We start from the raw sequence: 19,787 nt of genomic DNA on the forward strand, positions 1-19,787 counted from the left end.
CGGGCGGGGCGAAGCCGAAGCGACTCTCAGGAGAGGCGGCGGCGCGTCCAGGAGAAGCAGACGCCGCAGAGGCCCAGAGTGAGGAGGGCGAACAGTCCCGTCTCGGCCCACTGCAGCGGCCAGAAGCGGTCGGCGGGCTGGTAGACCACCTTCTGCTTGAAGCCGAGCCGCGCGATCTCGCTGAAGCACTCCTCGCCCGGTCCGTCGGGGGGCCCCGCCTCCGGCGTGGACGAGGGACCGGGCGGAGCGCACGCTCCCGTGATCAGGGCGCCGGGCAGGGCGGCCTCGCGCCCGGACGCGTCGACGGTGTGGTTCGTGAGCGTCCACGCCCCCGGCGCCGCTCCCGTCTGCACCGTCATGACCTTGGAGCCCTGGTCCAGGGTCATCTGCGACATGTTCTTCGACGTGATCGCCACGGTCGTGGTCTCCGGCGGGATGAGGTGGGCGCGGATCCACACCGGCATCGCGACCTGGACGGCGACGAAGACGGCGAGGGTGATCGCCATGGCGGGCAGCGTGCGCCGGGTGAGGACGCTGGCCGTCACGCCGAGCGCGAAGGCGAAGGCCGCGTACCCGATCGGGACGATGCCGTGCACGCCGAACGCGACCGGCGCGATCCGCGGGAAGCGGTCGGCCACAGCCTCGTCCAGGGGACCGGCCCACCAGTCCACCGCGCGGACGGCGAGCGCGGCGGCGGCCATCGCGGCCAGCCCGACGAGCCCGAGCTTGACGGCGAGCCAGCGGGTCCGCGTGATGCTCTGGTTCCACGCGAGCCGGTGCGTGCCGCTCTCCAGTTCGCGGGCGATGAGCGGCGCGCCCCAGAAGATCCCGATGAGGGCGGGCAGGATCGTCACGATCGCGACCAGGGCCCCGTACTCCACCTGGTGGTCGGTGAAGAACGTCTTGGCGAACTGCTCGCAGGCGCCCTCCGAGCCGCAGGACGCGAGCCCCCGGTCGTAGTCGTCGGCCAGGCCGGGCCCGCTGACGGCGAGGGCCGCGCCGAGGACGGCGAGCGCGCCGAACACCACCCCGGCCTGCACCCGGAACTGCCGGAACGCCAACCAGATCATCGGATCGCCTCCAGCGTGGGACGGCTCGGGGCCTGGGCCATGTAGGCGAGGACGAGGTCCTCCATGCCGAGCTGCCCGACCGTCCAGGCCGGGTCGTGGATGGGGCCGTCCGTCCGGACGACGAACGTGCTCTGCCGGTCCGTGTGGCTCTCGGACACGACGTGCTGGTCGGCCGGCAGCGTCTCCCTGCGCGGCCCGGTCAGCCGGTGATGGGTGGCGAGCAGGTCATCGATGTCCCCGGCGACCCGGACACGGGACTCCACGAGCACGATCAGGTAGTCGCACGTCCGCTCCAGGTCCGACACCAGGTGGGACGACAGGACGACGCTGAGCGAGTGCTCGGCGACGGCCTCCATCAGGCCCTGCAGGAACTCGCGCCGGGCCAGCGGGTCGAGCGCCGCGACGGGCTCGTCCAGGATCAGCAGCTCGGGCCGCTTGGCGATGCCCAGCGTCAGCGCCAGCTGGGCGCGCTGCCCGCCGGACAGCTTCCCGGCCTTGTGCCCGAGGTCGAGCCCGAGCCGCCCGACCCGCTCGCGCGCGACGGCGTCGTCCCACCGCGGGTTGAGCCGGGCGCCGAGCTTCAGGTGGTCGCCGACGCTGAGCCCGGAGTACGTCGGCGTGTCCTGCGCGACGTACCCGACCCTGGCCAGCTGCTCCGGCCCCGCCGCCGGCCGCTCGCCGAGCACCCGGATGCTCCCGGCCGTCGGCGCCAGCTGGCCGACCGCCAGGTTCAGCAGCGTGCTCTTCCCGGCACCGTTCGGCCCGACGAGCCCGACGACCCGTCCGGCGGGAATGTCCAGCGTGCAGTCGGACAGCGCCCACCGCTGCCCGTACTTCTTGCCCAGCCCCCGGGCCTCCAGTACGGCGGTCACGCTGTGTCCTCCTTGCGGGCGGACCGAAATGTGGTCATGAACAGCGCCTCGATGCTCTCCTCGTCGAGCCCGGCCATCCGTGCCTTGGTGAGCCAGCGCTCCAGCTCCTTGCGCAGCGGCCCGTGCGCGGCGAGCGCCTCCCCGGCGAGGGACCGCGTCACGAACGTCCCGATACCCGGACGCGGCGCGACGAGCCCCTCGTGCTCCAGCTCCCGGTACGCCTTGAGGACGGTGTTCGGGTTGATCGCCAGATGGGCCACCACGTCCTTGACCGTGGGCAGCTGATCACCGACCCGGAGCAGGTCGAGCCGTAGCGCGTGCCGCACCTGCCGGACGAGCTGCATGTACGGCGACACCCCCGAGCCGGAGTCCAGATGGAACTCGATCACCGCCACCTCCATTTAACTAGGATGCTAGTACTTTAGAGGTGCAGTCCTCCCGAGTGTCAATGCGATTGGACGAAGTCCCAGCTCAATGCATGCGGCCGTCACGCATGAGGCTGTCCAGCGGGGCATGAAACCGGCATGACGACATGGAGCAATGACGACCTGACCCGCCTCGGCGGCGCCGACGAGATCCAGATCGCGCCCGAGAAGGACGACGGCACGCTGCGGAACCCGACCACGATCTGGATCGTCCGCAGCGGCGAGGAGATGTACGTGCGCTCGGTCAACGGCCCCGACGGCCACTGGTACCGGACCGCCGAGAACACCCACCGGGGCCGGGTCCAAGCCGACGGGGCGACCAGGGACGTGGCCTTCGTCGACGAGGCCGACCCGTCCGTCAACGCGCAGGTCGACGCCGCCTACATAGCCAAGTACGGCAGCACGCCCTACGCCGAGCCGATGACCCGCCCCGGCCCCAGGGACACCACCCTCAGACTCGTCCCACGCTGACCGCCTCGGGCCGCTACCGCGATGGTGCGATGTCCGTGCGGGACCTGACCCGGGCGGCGAACGACTCGACGGCGTCCACGACCCGGTCGAAGCGCAGCGAGTGGAACAGGTCGAACGCGTGCTGCCCGCCGGGCAGTTCGGCGTACACGACCGGGGCGTCGGACGCCTCGCGCAGGGCACCGGCGAAGCGGCGCGCCTCCCGCACGGGGACGAGGGTGTCTGCGTCGCCGTGCACGATGAGGAACGGGGGCGCGTCGGCGCGCACGTGAGCGACCGGCGAAGTACCGGCCCCTTCATCGTGCCCGTAGTAGTCGCCGAAGTACCCGTACAGGCACACAGCGGCGGTGATGGACGTGTCAGCTGACTCGAAGCCCGGCTGATACGCGGGGTCGTTCTGGGTGAGCGCGCACAGCGAGGTCAGATGCGCCCCGGCGGAACTGCCCGCCATCACGAGCATGCCGGTGTCGGCGCCGTACTCGTGCCCGTGCTCGCGCGTCCAGGCGAGAACCCTCTTGGCGTCGGTCAGGTGGTCGAGGAAGCCGGCGTCGGGCCGCAGCCGATAGTTGGCGCTGACGCACACCCACCCCTGGCTCGCCAGCCGATAGAGCAGCGGCCGAGCCTCACGGTTCTTCCGCCCGCTGAAGTAGCCGCCGCCGTGGAAGTAGACGAGCACCGGCCCGCCTTCGGGAGCGGAGCGATGGCGGTAGACGTCCAGCCGGTGGCGCCGGTCATCGCCGTAACGGAGGTCGGCGATCCGCTCAACGTCCCGCCGCCGGACGTGCACCCCGAGCAGGACGCGACCGTACGGAAGCCGCCGCCGCAACCCGCCCACCAGCCCAGGATCCACTTCTGCGCGCCACCCGTCCCCGAGCCCGTCGCGCAGGGCATCGTCCAGAACAGGCCCGGCCGCCACCTGCCGCCGCACGACGACCGCCAGCCCCGCAGCGGTCAGCAGAGCGACCGCGAGCACGATCAGCGCGCCCGGCGACCCGAGATCCCCCTGCCCGGCGGCGAGCAGCGTCGAGGCGAGCAGCAGAAAGAACACCAGGAACGGCAACTCGTTGGGCACCGTGCTGATCCGAAACCCGATGCCGACCAGCCTCCGGGGCCACTGCGGCGGCGCCAGCGCGATCGCCGTGGCACCCGCGGCGAGCACCGTACTGATCAGATAGCCGTAAGGCACGCGTCCTCCTCGCTCAACGGACCTCAAGACTGGATCCGTCGGGACGGATGCGGCATCGGCCGCAAGGCTGCCGCGACTACGACCCGAGCGAACCCACCCCCGACTTTCGTCGGATGCCGTGTGGCCGTCGATCGTTACTGCCGCTGTGTGGGTGTACGCCGACGGGCCGGTGATGGGCGGGACGGGTTCGTTCGTGGCCAGGTCACGTCGACGCCGCAGTCACGGGCGAGACCGCCAAGACCGTCCGCCCAGCCCTGGCCGAGGGCACGCAACTCCCGGACCTGCCACCCGTCCACGGCGTGCCGGTAGAGCCTGGGCACCGCCAGGGCTCGGACGGCCGTAGCCGCCAGTTGCCAAAAGGGCTATGTCGCGCTGGCGATGCGACGCATTTGCGGCTTCAATTCAACTCGTCCTGCTTAATGCGGGTCAGAAGTTGAGTGAAAGCGTTGGTGGTGAGGGTCATGTGGCCGACCTCGGAGGCCTTGCTGTCTCTAATGCCGTACCCGGCGGAAAGCGCGGCGACCTCCACGCACTCCTCGCCGGACGCGTTGCTGCGGCTGGACTTGCGCCACTCGATCATTGCGTGGCCTCCATGATCTGTGTGATGTGAGTACGTGAGGCGGACGCGGATAACGCCTCGGAGCCGATGAGGTCGAAGCGCCGCTCGAAGTCGTCCAGACCTGCAGCCCGCCGGTCGGCGAGTGTCAACCTCCATGGTGATTGATGCCGGCATCCGGTGGACGTCTGCGGCAGCACGGACAGGTGCGGCCTGTCCTGCTCGCTGATGTCGTTCCGATGGTGAGTCGACATGGTCACACAGCGACCAGGCGGGGTGCCCCGTCGCCGTGACGCTGTTGATCAGAGGCTGTGGTGTCTGTGTTTGACGGCGGTGAGGATGATCCGGGCGGTCTCGGTGCCGAGGACGAGGCGGGGCCTGCCGGGTCCTTTGAGTCGCGGATCGCGACGGCGTTCGGCAACGGAGCCAGCTCGACACAGCCCTGACTGCCCTGGCTGGCCGGTGCGTTGCGACCTCGTGGTCAGACTCCTGGTCACTTTCGGGGGATGCAGAGGTTCGGGTCGTCGTGCTTGATGTGGGTGAGGAGTTGGGCGAAGCTGGCGGTGGTGAGGGTCAGGTGTCCGGCGTCGGGGGCCTTGCTGTCTCTGATGCCGCGCCCGTCGGCGAGCGCCGCGACCTCTACACACTCGTTGCCGGACGCATTGCTCCGGCTGGACTTGCGCCACTCGATCATTGCGTGGCCTCCATGATCTGTGTGATGTGAGTACGTGAGGCTGACGCGGATAACGCCTCGGAGCCGATGAGGTCGAAGCGCCGCTCGAAGTCGTCCAGCCCAGTCGGGTCGTGGGTCAGTCTGCCACCCGCATTGGCCTCCATGTAGGCCGCGGAATCCTTTACCCCGCCGAGGATCGTGAACGGGCCGTCGAGGCCGATGTGCGCGCCGACGCTGCGGCGCACGACGCGCAAGATGATGTTGCGCCGATGGCTGAGTGCGATGAGGTGCGCGAGCTGTTCTTTCATGACCTCCGGTCCGCCGACGGAGGGGGCGAGATGCTCGCGTACAAGCCGGACGTCGCAATGATCATGATGGCGCGGGACCATATAGCGGAGATCGCCGCTGAATGGCCCGTTGACGGCTATCACGTGCGGACCGACGAGATCCGGGTGGACGCCTGCTCGGACGGTGACGTGCACGTGGTGAAGGTGTGGGACGGCGACGGGACGCTTCCGGTGCCGCGCTCACCCGGTCCCGACGCGGTGGGCGGACGCGGGCTGATGATCGTCGGGGAACTGGTCACCCGTTGGGCCTGGCTCTGGTGGTGCTTCTGGGACGTCCTCGATTTGGGCCAGGAGAGCTTCCAAGCCCGGGATCTTGGCGGTGTCCAGGAGCTTGACGGCGGTTGAGAGGTTGCCGGACGCGGTCGTGCGCACGGAGCATTCGACGTCGTCGGCTATGTCCAGGAAGCGCAGTGCGTCTTCTGGGCGGCGCCACGGGACGGACGCTACGGCCTCGCGCGTCCAGTGGCCGTAGGCGACGATTCCCAGGCGCTGCGTGTCGGGCATGCGTGTCAGGACGGCGAGGTCGATCGCAGTGATGCCGGGCGCGGTGGCGAACGCCTCGTTGAGCGTGGCGACGATGTTGGAGCCCATGGACGTGAGCCACCACAGCAGGCGATCGCGCTTCGTCATCGTCTTCAAGGTGGGGCGGCCGGAAGAGGTCACGCCCGGTGCCTGGGTCGGGAGCACGTCCAGGTCGGGCTGGCGCATCACGATCGACAGGACCGTCCCGTCGAGACCGACCGCACTGCCCGCGGCCGGGTTGTCGGAGAAGGCCGTGTTGACCGCTTCGCAGACGGTGTCCTCGTCGTTGTCGTTGAGGGCCCGCCACCACTCGTCGGCGGCCGCGCGCAACTGCCGGTACACCTCGTTGAGGCGCGCCTGCTCGGCGGCCAGGTAGGCGGGCGCGTCCTGCTCGGCGGCGTGGCGGGCGGCAGCGCGGTCCGCGCGGGCGAAGCGGCCGATGCCCGCGAGGTGGAACGTCTGGGCTTCGGCGAATGCCCAGGGGAGCGCCAGTTGCGGCGGAGGCGGTACGAAGGGCGGTTGGGCCTGCGGGAATGTCTGGAGGTGGACGCTCGTCGTCTGGCGCCGCAACTCCTCAAGGTGCGCGATCGCCGCGTCCCGCTGCGCCTCCTGCTCGGCGCGTTCGGCTTGGCGGCGGGCCCGTTCGAGCTGGGCGGGGGTCGGACCGACGTTGCGGGGGCGCGCCGGGCGCTTGGCCGTCGAACGACGCCGGGAGCCGCCTACCGAGGTCGAGGCGAAGAACGGGCCCATGCCGCTGGAAACGGTCGTCCTGCGCCCGCCGCCGACATGGACGCGTGCCGCGCGTGGTCCGACGGACGTCCGCACGCCCCGGCTCGACACCCGCACGCTCATCCCTGGCACACCCACGCGGAACCCGAACCCCATTGCCCCACCTCCGTCGTCGCTGGTGGGACGCCCGACAGCCCGGCCCGGTGTACTCGGTGGCCGATGCGTGCAACCTTTTGCCGGGTTCGCCGCATCAGGGATGTGTGGGCCAGGTGAGGGGTGTGCGGATGGCGGGGCGGGACGAGGAGTTCACCGCTTATGTGACGGCGCGGATGGCGTGGTTACGGCGGGTCGCCTACCTGCTGTGCCAGGACTGGCACCGGGCGGACGATCTGGTGCAGTCCGCGATCACGCGGCTGTACCTGCACTGGCGGCGGGCGTCGGCGGCGGAGAACATCGACGGGTACGCCCGGACGGTCCTGGTCAGGGTCTTCCTTGCCGAGGAACGCGGCGGCTGGCGGCAGCGGGTCCATGTCGTCGAGCGGACGCCGGACGCGCCCGCCGAGCCCGCCGACCACGCGGGCGGTGTCGATCTGCGGGCGGCGCTGGCATCGCTTCCGCCGAGGCAGCGGGCCGCCGTGGTGCTGCGCTTCTACTGCGACCTGTCCATCGAGCAGACGGCCGGCGTCCTGAACTGCTCAGCAGGGACGGTCAAGAGCCAGACCGCGCGCGGCATCGAGGCGTTGCGGTGCGTGCTGGAGCCGGAACTCGCGGAGGGGGAGAAGCTGGCATGAACGACCTCAAGGACGGGCTGGAGCGTCTCGCCGCGACCCCCGGCCCTGCGCCGGCCGTGGACGTGGCGGCGGCGGTGGCCAAGGGGCGCCGCGTCAGGCGAGGGCGGAGGGCGGCGGTCGCCCTGCTGGCCGCCGGGGCCGTCGCGGTGGCGGCGGGGGTCGTGGTCCTGCAGCCGTCCCAGGACGAGCGTCCCGACAAGGTCGTGGAGCCGTCGAAGTACCCGAGCCTGCTGACGGAGAAGGCGGTGTTCGGGTGGCTGCCCGCCGGATTCGTCCGGACGCGGGTCACGCAGGACGGCGGGCGCCGCCCCGCCTACACGGTCAACGCCGGGCGGGGGCCGGGGAACCTGGCGATCGAGCTGACTCTGCTCGCTCCCGGGGTGAAGCCGGGCATCCCGGCGCTGCCGGGTGGCCGGAAGGGGCGGCTGACGAAGGCGGCGCCGGTGAACGGGCGTCCCGCCTACTGGTGGGTCAAGCCGGGCGGGCCCGGGTCGGGGCAGGTGGGGGCGGAGTTCGGGTGGGAGTACCGGCCGAGGACGTGGGCGCTGCTGGCGGTCCGCGACCGCGGCATCGCCGACGCGGCGACCGTGCGGCGCATCGCGGCCGGGGTGCGGTTCGGCGGCGGCAGGCCGCTGGCGTTCCCGGTGCGGGTCACCGGGGTCCCGGACGGGCTGGAGGTCGGACGGGTGTGGGCTGGGGCCGGGCCGGAGGCCATGTTCGCGCTCGGTGGCCCCGGGAAGGACGACGAGCTGATGATCTCGGTGAGCCCGGCCAGCGAGCTGGTCAGGAACCGCTCGAAACCGAACACGACGATCGACGGGCATCCCGCGTTCGACACCGGGCTCCCACATTCCGGGCCCACGATCGGCAGGGTGCCGGCGTCGAAGGCGCGGATTCTGCGCGTCTTCGGCGTCCACGGGTTCGACATCGGCATCGATGCGAGGGGCGAGCCGCTGCGGCGGCTTGAGGCGAGTGGTGGGCTGACCGGGCTGTTCAGGCGGGTCACGCCGCTCGGCGCCGACCCCAAGAATTGGACGGCGACACCGCTTCGTTAGGTGTCTGTTTTGTGCCGGGGACGTAGTTCGGCGATGCTGTGGGAGTGTCAATGGAGACTCTGAACGGCGCCGCCGAGCTGCGCGCCTTCCTGCGCGGCCTGCCGGGCGTCGACCAGGTGGGGGCCGAGGAGCGGGCGGCGCGGCTGGCCACCCGGTCGATCAAGACGACCGCGAAGGCCGAGGCGATCGACCTCGCGATCTCGATGGTGGACCTGACCACCCTGGAGGGTGCGGACACGCCGGGGAAGGTGCGGGCGCTGTGCGCCAAGGCCGCCCAGCCCGATCCGGCCGACGCGTCCGTCCCGAGGGTCGCGGCGGTGTGCGTCTACTCGGACATGGTGGACGTCGCCGTCAAGGCCCTCGCCGGGACGGGGATCGGGGTCGCGAGCGTCGCGACGGCGTTCCCGTCCGGGCGGGCGCCCATGGAGGCCAAGCTCGCCGACACCAGGGCGGCGGTCGCGGCGGGCGCCGCCGAGATCGACATGGTCATCGACCGGGGCGCGTTCCTGTCCGGCGACTACGCCAAGGTGTTCGACGAGATCACCGCGGTCAAGGACGCCTGCGGGGACGCGCATCTGAAGGTGATCCTGGAGACCGGCGAGCTGGCGACCTACGACAACGTCCGGCGGGCCTCCTGGCTGGCGATGCGGGCCGGGGCCGACTTCATCAAGACGTCCACGGGCAAGGTGTCGCCGGCGGCGACGCTGCCCGTCACGCTGGTGATGCTGGAGGCCGTCCGCGACTACCGCGCGGCGACCGGGCGGCAGGTCGGCGTGAAGCCGGCCGGCGGGATCCGGACGACCAAGGACGCGATCAAGTACCTGGTGCTGGTCAACGAGACCGCCGGCCCCGACTGGCTGACGCCGCGGTGGTTCCGGCTCGGCGCGTCCAGCGTGCTGAACGACCTGCTGATGCAGCGCCGCAAGCTGGCCACCGGCGTCTACTCCGGTCCCGACTACTTCACGCTGGACTGAGGATCATGGTTTTCGAGTACGCGCCGGCGCCCGAGTCGCGGGCGGTCGTCGACATCCGCGGCTCCTACGGGCTGTTCGTGAACGGCGAGTTCACCGACGGGCACGGCGAGCCGTTCAAGTCGATCAACCCGGCGGACGAGAGCGTCCTGGCCGACATCGCGTGCGCCGACGAGGGCGACGTCGACCGCGCCGTGCAGGCGGCCCGCACCGCGTTCGACACGGTGTGGGGGCCGATGCCCGGCCGCGAGCGCGCCAAGTACCTGTACCGGATCGCCCGGATCGTCCAGGAGCGGGCGCGGGAACTGGCGGTGCTGGAGTCGATCGACAACGGCAAGCCGATCCGCGAGTCGCGGGACGTCGACGTGCCGCTGGTCGCGGCCTGGTTCTTCTACTACGCGGGATGGGCCGACAAGCTGCCGCACGCCGGGTTCGGGCCCGACCCGAAGCCGGTCGGCGTGGCCGGCCAGGTGATCCCGTGGAACTTCCCGCTGCTGATGCTCGCCTGGAAGATCGCCCCGGCGCTGGCCTGCGGCAACACCGTCGTCCTCAAGCCCGCCGAGACGACGCCGCTGACCGCGCTGCTGTTCGCCGACATCTGCCGGCAGGCCGAACTGCCGCCCGGCGTCGTCAACATCATCACCGGCGCGGGTGAGACGGGCCGGGCGCTCGTCGCGCACGAGGGCGTCGACAAGGTCGCGTTCACCGGGTCCACCGAGGTGGGACGGCAGATCGCCCGCACCCTCGCCGGGACCGACAAGAGGCTCACCCTCGAACTCGGCGGCAAGGCCGCCAACATCGTCTACGCGGACGCGGCGCTCGACCAGGCCGTCGAGGGCATCGTCAACGGGATCTTCTTCAACCAGGGCCACGTGTGCTGCGCGGGCTCGCGGCTCCTCGTCCAGGAGTCGGTCGCGGACGAGGTGCTGGAGCGGCTGAAGGCCCGGATGGCGACGCTGCGGGTCGGCGACCCGCTCGACAAGAACACCGACGTCGGCGCGATCAACTCGGCCGCGCAGCTCGCCAAGATCAAGGAGCTGTCGGAGGCCGGGGAGGGCGAGGGCGCCGAGCGCTGGTCGGCGCCGTGCGAGCTGCCGTCCCAGGGCTTCTGGTTCGCGCCGACGATCTTCACTGGGGTGGCGCAGTCGCACCGGATCGCGCGCGAGGAGATCTTCGGGCCCGTCCTGTCGGTGCTGACGTTCCGCACCCCGGACGAGGCCGTCACCAAGGCCAACAACACCCCGTACGGGCTGTCCGCCGGGATCTGGACGGAGAAGGGCTCGCAGATCCTTTGGACGGCGCAGAAGCTGCGCGCCGGGGTCGTGTGGGCCAACACGTTCAACAAGTTCGACCCGGCCTCGCCGTTCGGCGGCTACAAGGAATCGGGGTTCGGCCGCGAGGGCGGACGCCACGGACTGGAGGGCTACCTCAATGCCTGACCGCTCCTCACCCTCCGGCCGGCTCGCCGTCCGCAAGACCTACAAGCTGTTCATCGGCGGCGCGTTCCCGCGCTCGGAGTCTGGCAGGTCGTACGTGGTGACCGACGCCAAGGGCCGGTTCGCGGCCAACGCCTCCCAGGCGTCCCGCAAGGACGCCCGCGACGCGGTCGTCGCCGCGCGCAAGGCGTTCCCCGGCTGGTCCGGGCGCACCGCCTACAACCGCGGCCAGATCCTGTACCGGGTCGCGGAGATGCTGGAGGGCCGCCGCGACCAGTTCGTGGACGAGCTGCGGCAGACCGGCGCGTCCAAGAGCGCGGCCGGCGCCGAGGTGGACGAGGCCGTCGACCGGTGGGTCTGGTACGCGGGCTGGGCCGACAAGCTGAGCGCCGTCGCGGGCGCCGCCAATCCGGTGTCCGGGCCGTTCTTCAACTTCTCCACGCCCGAGCCGACCGGTGTCGTCGCGGTCGTCGCGCCCGACTCGCCGCTGCTGGGGCTGGTGGCGGTCGTGGCGCCCGCGATCGTGTCCGGCAACACGGCCGTGGTGGTCGCGTCGGAACCGGCGCCGCTGGCGTCGATCACGCTCGCCGAGGTGCTGGCCACGTCCGACCTGCCGGGCGGGGTGGTGAACGTCCTCACCGGGCGCCGCGCGGAGATCGCGCCGTGGCTGGCCGCCCACATGGACGTCAACGCCATCGACCTCGCCGGCGTCCCGGGCGACCAGGTCCGGGGCCTGGAGGAGAAGGCCGCGGGGAACCTGAAGCGCGTCCTGCGCCCGCAGGACGCCGACTGGGCCGCCGAGCCCGGGACCGTCCGGATGACGGCTTTCCTGGAGACCAAGACCGTCTGGCACCCCGTCGGCGTCTGACATCGGCAGGTCTCAGGCCGCCTGCGGGACGGGCTCGTCCCAGTCGACGTGGTAGCGGTACATCCAGGCGAGCGACTCGGCGCTGGCCGCCTTCTTGAGGAAGATCGGCATCATCAGGTCGCGGAAGACCCGGGCGACGGGACCGGCGGCCTTGCTGCTGCTGATCCTGGCGGAGTAGGCGACGACCCGTTCGGCGCGGGGGCGGCGCAGCGCCTCGAACCGGGCGAAGGCGTCGGCGTGGTCGGGCAGGTCCCGCAGGCACTTGGCCAGGACCAGCGCGTCCTCGACGGCCAGCGAGGCGCCCTGCCCGGAGCTCGGGGACGTCGCGTGGGCGGCGTCGCCGGTCAGTACCGTCCGGCCCCCTGTGCCACACCGGGACGGGAGGCAGGTCGTAGACGGGCAGCGGCGCGCCCGGCTCGCTCATCGCGACGATCTCGGCCGACCGGTTGGCGTCGTCCTTGAGCGCCTCGACCAGAATGCGCCGCCACGCATCGGGGGACGTCGCCGCGAGCGCGTCCCCGGTCGGCGCCACCGGGTGCGGGAGGTTGGCGAACCACCAGGTCCTGCCCTGCTCGTCCACGGTGTGGCCGAAGAAGGCCCGCTTGCCGAAGACCATGTGGTAGGCGCCCGGGTCGCTCTCGGCGCCGGGGTCGTCGACGATGCCGCCGAAGCTGAGCAGCCCGGTGTAGCGGGCGCCCGGCGCGGCCGGGTCGAGGAGCGTCCGGGCCGCCGAGTGCAGGCCGTCGGCGGCGATCAGCAGGTCGCCGGCGGCCTCGGTGCCGTCGGCGAACCGGGCGGTCACCGAGCGGCCGGTGTCCTCGATCCCCACCAGCCGCTTCCCGTACTCGATCGGGACGCCGCGCGCCAGGGCCTCGTCCCGGACGATCCGGTACAGGTCGGCGCGCTGGACGGTGTGGCTCTCGGTGCCGTCGGCCAGCCGCAGCCCGTTGGCGACCTCGCCGAGCCGTTTGCCGGTGCCGCTCCACATCACCATTCGCGGCGTGCGCACGCCCGCGGCCATGACGGGTTCGTGGGCGTCCAGGACGCGCAGCGCGTCCAGCCCGTTCGAGGCGATGTTCAGGAACGAGCCGACGTTGTCGGCGGCCGTCGCGTACGCCTCGTGGACGACCGGTTCGATGCCGGCGCGCTGGAGCGCCATCGCGATCGCCGGGCCGCCGATGCCGCAGCCGATGATCAGTGCCTTCCTCGCCATGAGCGAGCCCCCTGCCATGGTGGTATCATTTAGTTCGTCCGAACGAAATATATGGAAGGGTCCGGCGGGTGTCAAGATCGAACCGGCGGGCGGAACTGCTCGCCGCCCTGGGCGAGGCGGGCCGCGCGCAGAGCAACGCGACGGTGATGTACCACTCGGCGCTCAGCGCGCGGATGGACCTCGGCATGACCGAGGAGAAGGCGCTGGACCTGCTGGAGCGGCTCGGGCCGCTCACCGCGGGCGACCTCGCCCGGCACTCCGGGCTCGCCCCGGCCTCGGTCAGCGGCCTGATCGACCGGCTGGAGCGCAAGGGCTTCGTGCGCCGGGTCCGCGACGAGGGCGACCGGCGGCGGGTGATCGTGGAGATCGACCCGGGGCGCGTCGAGGCGTTCGCCGCGCTGTTCGCCGACTTCGTCCGCGGGCTGGAGGAGATGTACGCCGGCTACGGCGACGAGGAACTCGCGGTGATCCTCGACTTCCTGCGGCGGGTGGCCGCCGTCCAGCGCGACGCCACCGCCCGGCTGGCCGATCCGCCCGATCCGGCCGGGGAGTGATCCGCCCGCCGCCGAGGTTGGTTCCGCACTGAAAAGATGCTGATATGACGATGCGTGTGTAGAGGGTCACAAAGTGTGGAATAGATCTCCCCGTAACTGATCATCACTGGGGGGAGATCAGTGCCTACCAAGACCGCATCGCGTACGACGAGCCGAGGGACGGCCGGTCGCGCGAAGAGCACATCAGCGAACAAGTCCACCACGGGCAAGTCCACGACGAGCAGGTCGACCGCGGGCAAGAAGCCCGCGGCGAAGCGCACGTCGGCGGCGAGCTCGTCCACACGATCGACTACCAGCAGGTCGACCGGGACGAAGAGCAGCACGGCGAAGAAGCCGGCGGCGTCGAGCAGGACGTCGACGGCCGCCGCGTCCCGCGTCACGAAGGCCGCGAGCCAGGCCAAGACCGCCGCGACGCAGATGAAGTCGGTGGCGACCAAGGCGTCCTCGTCGGCCAAGGCCATGACGGCGATGACGAAGGCGATGACCAGCGCCACCAAGGCGATGTCCGACGCCGCGAAGGCGATGGACGCGGCGGCCAAGGTCATCACGACGACGGCCAAGTCGTCGACGACGCGGAGCAGCACGGCGAAGAAGAGCACGCCCGCGAGCAAGAGCTCCTCGTCCAAGGCGAGCACCTCGAAGAGCACGTCGAAGTCCGGTTCGGCGAAGGCGAGCTCGTCCAAGTCGGGCACGTCGAAGGCGAGCTCGGCGAAGTCGGGCACGTCGTCCCGCAAGTCGACCTCGGCGGCGTCAAGCCGTTCGAAGCCGACCGCGACGGCCCGGACGAGCAGGTCGTCGAGCACGTCCGCGAAGTCGAAGCCGTCCGGCACGGCCAAGAAGTCGACCGCGCCGAAGTCGCGGACGACGGCCGCGCGCAAGACGACACCGTCCCGCACGGCGGCGAGCACCAGGTCGGGCACGTCGGCCAGGGCCACCACGACCCGCCGGACGGCCACCCGGCGGACCGCCGAGCCGGCGAGGACGGCGGCGGCCGCGCCGTCCGCGTCCCCGATGGTCGAGCCGAAGACGGGGCCGTTCCAGCACTCGACCCGAACCGAGGGCGGGTTCCTGAGCGGGCTCATGGCAGGCCCCGGGCGCGAGCGCTGAAGGCGGGCCGATGGACGAGAAGGACATCCTGACGCGCGTCGACGAGTACGTCGGCGAGGAGCAGCGGCTCCGGGAGCGGTTCCAGCGGGACGAGCTCGGGCGCGAGGAGGAGCACCGGCGGCTCGCGGAGCTGGAGACGGCCCTCGACCAGTGCTGGGACCTGCTGCGCCGCCGCCGCGCCCGGCGGGAGGCCGGCGACGACCCCGAGCGGGTCGCCGGCGTCCGGCCGCCGGACGAGGTCGAAGGCTACCTGCAGTGACCCCGGCGTCCCGGCCGCGCGGGCCGCTGCGGTTCGGTGCCTGCCTCGCCCCGGACTCGTCCGCCCCGCTGATGCGCACCGCGCAGGACGCGGACCGGTTCGGGCTCGACCTCCTCGGCGTCCGCGACGAGCCGTACCGGCGCGACACCGCCGACGCGCTGACGGTGCTGGCGGCGGTGCTGGCCGGCACGTCCCGGATCCGGGTGCTGCCCGCGGTGGCGTGCCTGCCGCTGCGCCCGCCCGCCGCCCTCGCCAAGGCGATCGCGACGATGGACCGGCTGAGCGGCGGCCGCGTCGAACTCGGCCTCGGCGCGGGCGCCGTCCCGGACGGCATCGAGTCCTACGGCGGCGCCCGCCTCGGCGCCGCGGCGGCACGGCGCGCCCTCGAGGAGGCCGTGCAGATCATCCGGCTGCACTGGAGCGACCAGACCGGGCTCCGGTTCCAGGGCGGGCACTACCGGTTCGCCGCCGCGCAGGCCGGCCCGCCGCCGACCCGGCAGATCGGCATCTGGCTCGGCGTCACCGGGCCGCTCGGCCTCGACCTCGCCGGCCGCGTCGCCGACGGCTGGATCGCGCCGTCGTCGCGCGTCCCGCCCAAACGCCTCGCCGACGGCCGCCGCCGCCTCGACGACGCCGCGGCACGGGCGGGCCGCGACCCCGCCGAGATCCGCCGCGTCTACATCCTCGAAGGCGAGCTGGACGGGACGGACTCGCACGGCTTCCTGCACGGCCCGCCCCGCCAGTGGATCTACGAACTGACCGAACTCGCCATCGGCCACGGCGTCGACACGTTCCTCTACGCCGGCGACCCGGAGAACCTCCCGCTCTTCGCCCTGGAGGTAGTCCCGGCGGTCCGCGAACAGATCGCCCGCGAACGGGCTGTGCTGGTCCAGGGGGGCGCCCCCCTGGAACCCCCGTTGCGAGCCGGTCGATCCTCACGCCACGGTGCGGGTTTGTTGTGACCGTGCGGGTTCGCGTCGTGTCGCTGCGGTCGCCCGGCTCGGCGGGTGCTCCGGTGGCTGGGGTTCGGGCCTACATGCGTTCGGGGGTGGGGACGCCCAGGAGGTGCAGGCCGGTTTCGAGGGTGCGCAGGGTCGCGGCGCACAGGGCCAGGCGGGACGCCTTCGTCTGCTCGTCGGGGGCCTTCAGGACCGGGCAGTTCTCGTAGAACGTGGTGTAGGCGTCGGCGACCGCGTAGATGTAGGACGCCAGCCGGTGCGGTTCGGCGGTGTCGCCGGCCTGCTTGAGGACGGCACCGAAACTGAGCAGTTCCAGCGCGAGCGCCCGCTCGGCCGGGTGGCCCAGCGTGATCGGGCCCGTGGCGTCGGCCACGGAGATGGCGCCCTTGCGGAAGATCGACCGGATCCGGGCCGCGGCGTACTGCAGGTACGGGCCGGTCTTGCCGTGGAACGAGATCATCCGGTCGAAGTCGAAGACGTACTCGCTGTCCCGCGCGACCGACAGGTCGGCGTACTTCACCGCGCCCATGCCCACGTCCCGGACGATCGCGGCCCGCGTCGCGTCGTCGAACGGCTCGTCGTGCTGGATCTCGTCGAAGACCGTCGCGGCGCGGTCGACGGCCTCGTCCAGGAGTTCGGCGAGTTTGACGGTGCCGCCCGCGCGGGTCCGCAGGATCTTGCCGTCGGTGCCGAGGACGTTGCCGATCTGGGCGTGCTCGGCCTGCACGTCGTCGTTCAGCCAGCCCGCCATCCGGGCGACGGCGAACACCATCTGGAAGTGCAGTGACTGCGGTGCGCCGACCACGTAGACCATCCGGTCGACGTGCTCGGTGTCGACCCGGTACCGGATCGTGGCGAGGTCGGTGGAGGAGTAGTTGTAGCCGCCGTCCCGCTTGCGGATGATCACCGGCAGCGGTTCGCCCTCGCGGCCCTTGAACCCGGGCGGGAACGCGCACAGCGCCCCGTCGCTGATGACCGCGATGCCCTTGTCCTCGAGCTCCTGGACGGTCGGGGCGAGCAGGTCGTTGTAGAAGCTCTCGCCCTTGATGTCGTCGTCGGTGAGCGTGACGCCGAGCCGCCCGTAGACGGCGTTGAAGTACCGCTTGGACACGTCCACGAGGACGTTCCACAGCCGCAGCGTCTCGGCGTCGCCGGCCTGGAGCGCGACGACCCGCCGCCGGGACCGGTCGGCGAACTCCGCGTCGCCGTCGAACTTCTCCCGCGCGGCCTGGTAGAACGCGGTCAGGTCGCTGACGGACGAGTCGCCCCGCGCGGCGGCGTCCTCACCGAGGTCGAGCAGGTGCTCGATCAGCATGCCGAACGGGGTGCCCCAGTCGCCGACATGGTTGTCGCGGACGACGTCGTGGCCGAGGAACGCGAGGATCCGGGCGATCGCGTCACCGACGATCGTGGTCCGCAGGTGCCCGACGTGCATCTCCTTCGCCACGTTCGGCGAGGAGTACTCGACGACGACCTTCTGCGGCTCGTCGACCGCCGGGACGGCGAGCCGCTCGTCCTCCAGGGCGCGCTGCGCCTCGGCGGCGATCCACGCGTCGCTCAGCGTCAGGTTGATGAAGCCCGGCCCGCTGACCTGCACGTCCGAGACCACGTCGGCGGTGTCGAGGTGCCCCACGATCTCGTCGGCCACGTCTCGCGGCTTGCGGCCCAGCTTCTTGGCCAGCGGCAGTGCCACGTTGGCCTGAAGGTCGGCGAACTGCGACGGCCGGATGACCGGGTCGGCGTCCGCGTACGACGGTCCGAAGGCGGCGCTGAGCGCGGCCTGGACCCGGGCGGCGAGTACGAGTTGCGGATCGGGCATGTCCCAAGGTTATCGGCGTGGCGCCCGCACCCGGACCCGGTTTTCGCGCGGCCCCGTCCCGCGCGCCGCCTACGGCAGGGCGGGCGGCTCGTTGCGGTCGGGGAGGGTGTCGCCGGCGGGCTCCCGGGGCGGCGGCGGGGCGTCCGAGGGCGGTTTCGCCGGGCCTTCGGCGGCCCTGTCGGGGTTCTCGCGGCCGTCGCGTTCGCCGTGCGTCCAGCGGCCGAACCGGGACGTGCGGGTCGCCGCGACCTGCTCCCGGATCCGCTCGACGATCCGCCCCGCCGCCAGCCGGTGCGCCAGCTCGCACGCCGAGTTGATCGCGCGGGCGCGGGACGCGCCGTGCGCGATGACGACCGTCCCGTTCAGCCCGAGCAGGACGCCGCCGCCGTAGCTGTCGGGGTCGAGGCGGTCGCGGAGGTCCTGGAGGCGGCGCCGCTGCAGGAGCGCGCCCATCCGGGCGGCCGGGCTCGCCGTCATCGCGTCGCGGATCTCGGTGAACGCGGCGCCGATCGTCCCCTCCATCGTCTTCAGCGCGACGTTGCCGGTGAACCCGTCGGTGACGATGACGTCGACCCGCCCGCTCAGCAGGTCGTGGCCCTCCACGTTCCCGGCGAACTCGACGCCGTGGTTGCCGCCCGCGAGCAGCTCGTGGGCCCGCTTGGCGAGCTTGTTGCCCTTGCCGGCCTCGGCGCCGATGTTGAGCAGCCCCACGGTGGGGCGGTCCGGGCCGAGCAGGATCTGCGCGTAGGCGGTGCCGAGCGCCGCGAACTGGACGAGCGTCTCCGCCTTGACGTCGGAGGTGGCGCCCGCGTCCAGCAGGATCGTGGGGTTCGGGCGCGTCGGCAGCGTCACCGCGATCGCCGGCCGCATCACGCCCTGCTGGCCCTTCAGCCGCAGCCGCGACGTCGCCACCACCCCGGCGGTGCTGCCCGCCGACACCAGCGCCGACGCCCGCCCCTGCTTGATCAGGTGGCAGGCGATCGCGATGGACGAGCGGGGCTTGCGCCAGCTCGCGAGCGCGCCCTCGCCCATGTCGAGCGCCTCGTCGGCGTGCACGATCGGGATCTTGCCGTCGTAGCCGTAGCGGTCCAGCTCCCGCCGGATCCGCGCCGCCTGCCCGACCAGGACGAGCCGGACGCCGTGCTCGCGGACCGCGTCCACCGCGCCCGCGACGATCTCCCCCGGGGCGTGGTCGCCGCCCATCGTGTCCACCGCGACCGGCAGCGGACGCGGCGGCACGCGGCGGGGCGCGACGGCACGCGACGGCTCGCCGGTGCCGGTCATGGCCGCTCCAGGAGGGTGAAGGGAGAATGCGGTGCGCCGCGAGAAGTGCAGCTCATCGCATCGTATGGCGTCCCCTCACATGCCCGGACTGCGCGCGCCCGGAGTGGCGATCATCACCCCCGGCCGCCGGCCTCCTGGGAACGGCAGTCGGCGCCCAGGCAGGAGGCGTTCTCCACGACCGGCCGCCCGCTCACGAGGATCGTGTAGGCGGACTTGGCCGTCTTCGTCTCGCCGCTGCCGAGCACCTCGACCGGCTTCTTGTCGGAGGTGGTGCCGGTGCAGGAGACGCGCAGCCGCTCCTTCGTCCAGCCGGGCATGTCCGCGCATTTCAGCGGTGCCGCGAGCTCCACGCCGTGCTGGTGCAGCTCGGCGGCGGCGGTCACCGGCAGCGCCTTGCGCATGGCCGCCTGCGTCTTGTACTTGAGCTCCTTGCCGCCCGACAGCGCCAGGAACGCGGCTCCGCCCGCCACCACGAGCACGAGCAGCGCGGCCGACCCGAGGATCAGGGCCTTCTTGCGACTCATCTTCACACCCGCTACGTCACCGACAGTACGGAGACATATGCACTGGGTGGTGTGTTTTTCCGTTCCGTAGGCGGATTCGTTGCCGTGCCGGACGCGCGA

The 19,787-nt window shown here is 71.9% G+C and carries 21 protein-coding genes and 3 pseudogenes; 9 read left to right on the forward strand and 15 right to left on the reverse strand.

All coding sequences use genetic code 11. From position 1 onward, the window contains the following. Positions 1-26 precede the first annotated feature (26 nt). From ABZ806_RS02175 to ABZ806_RS02185, 3 genes are read right to left on the reverse strand one after another with little or no spacing between them, the layout of a single operon-like run. On the reverse strand, positions 27-1,070 hold the full coding sequence (locus ABZ806_RS02175) for an ABC-2 membrane transporter-related protein (RefSeq protein WP_500214789.1): 1,044 nt from the start codon (positions 1,068-1,070) through the stop codon (positions 27-29). Then, a complete protein-coding gene (locus ABZ806_RS02180) occupies positions 1,067-1,942 on the reverse strand; it encodes an ABC transporter ATP-binding protein (RefSeq protein ID WP_500214790.1) in 876 nt (291 codons plus the stop codon). Before ABZ806_RS02180 ends, ABZ806_RS02175 begins: the two co-directional genes overlap by 4 nt. Further along, on the reverse strand, positions 1,939-2,331 hold the full coding sequence (locus ABZ806_RS02185) for a GntR family transcriptional regulator (RefSeq protein WP_500214791.1): 393 nt from the start codon (positions 2,329-2,331) through the stop codon (positions 1,939-1,941). Before ABZ806_RS02185 ends, ABZ806_RS02180 begins: the two co-directional genes overlap by 4 nt. Before the next feature lie 135 nt (positions 2,332-2,466). On the opposite strand from ABZ806_RS02185, the gene ABZ806_RS02190 reads away from it, so the two are divergent. Then, entirely contained in the window at positions 2,467-2,838 is a 372-nt protein-coding gene (locus ABZ806_RS02190; RefSeq protein WP_500214792.1) for a DUF2255 family protein, read from the forward strand. A 13-nt stretch (positions 2,839-2,851) separates the two neighbouring features. On the opposite strand, the gene ABZ806_RS02195 is transcribed toward ABZ806_RS02190, so the two are convergent. The 6 genes and pseudogenes from ABZ806_RS02195 to ABZ806_RS02220 all read right to left on the reverse strand — a co-directional run bounded on the left by ABZ806_RS02195 (position 2,852) and on the right by ABZ806_RS02220 (position 6,971). Next, complete coding sequence (locus ABZ806_RS02195; RefSeq protein ID WP_500214793.1) at positions 2,852-4,021, reverse strand: alpha/beta hydrolase; 1,170 nt, start codon at positions 4,019-4,021, stop codon at positions 2,852-2,854. A gap of 397 nt (positions 4,022-4,418) precedes the next feature. Further along, complete coding sequence (locus ABZ806_RS02200) at positions 4,419-4,601, reverse strand: DUF397 domain-containing protein (protein ID WP_500214794.1); 183 nt, start codon at positions 4,599-4,601, stop codon at positions 4,419-4,421. Between the two features lie 232 nt (positions 4,602-4,833). Beyond that, a pseudogene (locus ABZ806_RS02205) lies at positions 4,834-5,022 on the reverse strand (DUF397 domain-containing protein); the annotation flags it as partial. A gap of 48 nt (positions 5,023-5,070) precedes the next feature. Further along, a complete protein-coding gene (locus ABZ806_RS02210) occupies positions 5,071-5,271 on the reverse strand; it encodes a DUF397 domain-containing protein (protein ID WP_500214795.1) in 201 nt (66 codons plus the stop codon). Then, complete coding sequence (locus ABZ806_RS02215; RefSeq protein WP_500214796.1) at positions 5,268-5,732, reverse strand: Scr1 family TA system antitoxin-like transcriptional regulator; 465 nt, start codon at positions 5,730-5,732, stop codon at positions 5,268-5,270. Before ABZ806_RS02215 ends, ABZ806_RS02210 begins: the two co-directional genes overlap by 4 nt. Positions 5,733-5,777: 45 nt before the next feature. Then, complete coding sequence (locus tag ABZ806_RS02220; RefSeq protein ID WP_500214797.1) at positions 5,778-6,971, reverse strand: hypothetical protein; 1,194 nt, start codon at positions 6,969-6,971, stop codon at positions 5,778-5,780. A 146-nt stretch (positions 6,972-7,117) separates the two neighbouring features. Here ABZ806_RS02220 and ABZ806_RS02225 point away from each other — a divergent pair, with 146 nt between their 5' ends. From ABZ806_RS02225 to ABZ806_RS02245, 5 genes are read left to right on the forward strand one after another with little or no spacing between them, the layout of a single operon-like run. Then, complete coding sequence (locus ABZ806_RS02225) at positions 7,118-7,639, forward strand: SigE family RNA polymerase sigma factor (RefSeq protein ID WP_500214798.1); 522 nt, start codon at positions 7,118-7,120, stop codon at positions 7,637-7,639. Beyond that, on the forward strand, positions 7,636-8,694 hold the full coding sequence (locus tag ABZ806_RS02230; RefSeq protein WP_500214799.1) for a hypothetical protein: 1,059 nt from the start codon (positions 7,636-7,638) through the stop codon (positions 8,692-8,694). Before ABZ806_RS02225 ends, ABZ806_RS02230 begins: the two co-directional genes overlap by 4 nt. Before the next feature lie 50 nt (positions 8,695-8,744). Further along, positions 8,745-9,668, forward strand: coding sequence for a deoxyribose-phosphate aldolase (gene deoC, locus ABZ806_RS02235; protein WP_500214800.1), 924 nt, complete (start codon positions 8,745-8,747; stop codon positions 9,666-9,668). A gap of 5 nt (positions 9,669-9,673) precedes the next feature. Beyond that, the gene (locus tag ABZ806_RS02240) at positions 9,674-11,104 is read left to right on the forward strand and encodes an aldehyde dehydrogenase family protein (RefSeq protein WP_500214801.1); all 1,431 of its coding nucleotides are present in this window, start codon (positions 9,674-9,676) and stop codon (positions 11,102-11,104) included. Further along, positions 11,097-11,969 carry an aldehyde dehydrogenase family protein gene (locus tag ABZ806_RS02245; RefSeq protein WP_500214802.1) on the forward strand — a complete coding sequence of 291 codons (873 nt, stop codon included), beginning with the start codon at positions 11,097-11,099 and terminating at the stop codon, positions 11,967-11,969. The genes ABZ806_RS02240 and ABZ806_RS02245 overlap by 8 nt, the downstream gene beginning before the upstream one ends. A 237-nt stretch (positions 11,970-12,206) precedes the next feature. On the opposite strand, the pseudogene ABZ806_RS02250 reads toward ABZ806_RS02245, so the two are convergent. Beyond that, positions 12,207-12,317, reverse strand: a pseudogene (locus ABZ806_RS02250) (FAD-dependent monooxygenase); the annotation flags it as partial. Between the two features lie 394 nt (positions 12,318-12,711). Further along, positions 12,712-13,200: pseudogene (locus ABZ806_RS02255) on the reverse strand (FAD-dependent oxidoreductase); the annotation flags it as partial. Between the two features lie 50 nt (positions 13,201-13,250). Between ABZ806_RS02255 and ABZ806_RS02260 the strand changes: the two are divergent. Further along, positions 13,251-13,736 (forward strand): MarR family winged helix-turn-helix transcriptional regulator, encoded by a 486-nt coding sequence (locus ABZ806_RS02260; RefSeq protein ID WP_500214803.1) that lies wholly within the window; start codon positions 13,251-13,253, stop codon positions 13,734-13,736. Here the strand turns inward: ABZ806_RS02260 and ABZ806_RS02265 are convergent. After that, entirely contained in the window at positions 13,625-14,692 is a 1,068-nt protein-coding gene (locus ABZ806_RS02265; protein WP_500214804.1) for a hypothetical protein, read from the reverse strand. The genes ABZ806_RS02260 and ABZ806_RS02265 overlap by 112 nt on opposite strands. A gap of 161 nt (positions 14,693-14,853) precedes the next feature. Between ABZ806_RS02265 and ABZ806_RS02270 the strand changes: the two genes are divergently transcribed. Together ABZ806_RS02270 and ABZ806_RS02275 are read left to right on the forward strand one after the other, a co-directional pair. Further along, positions 14,854-15,102 (forward strand): DUF2630 family protein, encoded by a 249-nt coding sequence (locus ABZ806_RS02270; RefSeq protein ID WP_500214805.1) that lies wholly within the window; start codon positions 14,854-14,856, stop codon positions 15,100-15,102. Next, positions 15,099-16,064, forward strand: coding sequence for an LLM class flavin-dependent oxidoreductase (locus tag ABZ806_RS02275; RefSeq protein ID WP_500214806.1), 966 nt, complete (start codon positions 15,099-15,101; stop codon positions 16,062-16,064). Before ABZ806_RS02270 ends, ABZ806_RS02275 begins: the two co-directional genes overlap by 4 nt. Positions 16,065-16,134: 70 nt before the next feature. Here ABZ806_RS02275 and argS read toward each other — a convergent pair whose 3' ends face one another. The 3 genes from argS to ABZ806_RS02290 form a co-directional block, all read right to left on the reverse strand. Then, the gene (gene argS, locus ABZ806_RS02280; protein ID WP_500214807.1) at positions 16,135-17,880 is read right to left on the reverse strand and encodes an arginine--tRNA ligase; all 1,746 of its coding nucleotides are present in this window, start codon (positions 17,878-17,880) and stop codon (positions 16,135-16,137) included. A gap of 69 nt (positions 17,881-17,949) precedes the next feature. Continuing rightward, positions 17,950-19,164 (reverse strand): phosphate acyltransferase PlsX, encoded by a 1,215-nt coding sequence (gene plsX / locus ABZ806_RS02285; protein WP_500214808.1) that lies wholly within the window; start codon positions 19,162-19,164, stop codon positions 17,950-17,952. A 113-nt stretch (positions 19,165-19,277) separates the two neighbouring features. Next, complete coding sequence (locus tag ABZ806_RS02290) at positions 19,278-19,688, reverse strand: hypothetical protein (protein WP_500214809.1); 411 nt, start codon at positions 19,686-19,688, stop codon at positions 19,278-19,280. Between the last annotated feature and the right edge of the window lie 99 nt (positions 19,689-19,787).

This window comes from Spirillospora sp. NPDC047418, from assembly GCF_040643275.1.
GTDB lineage: Bacteria > Actinomycetota > Actinomycetes > Streptosporangiales > Streptosporangiaceae > Spirillospora.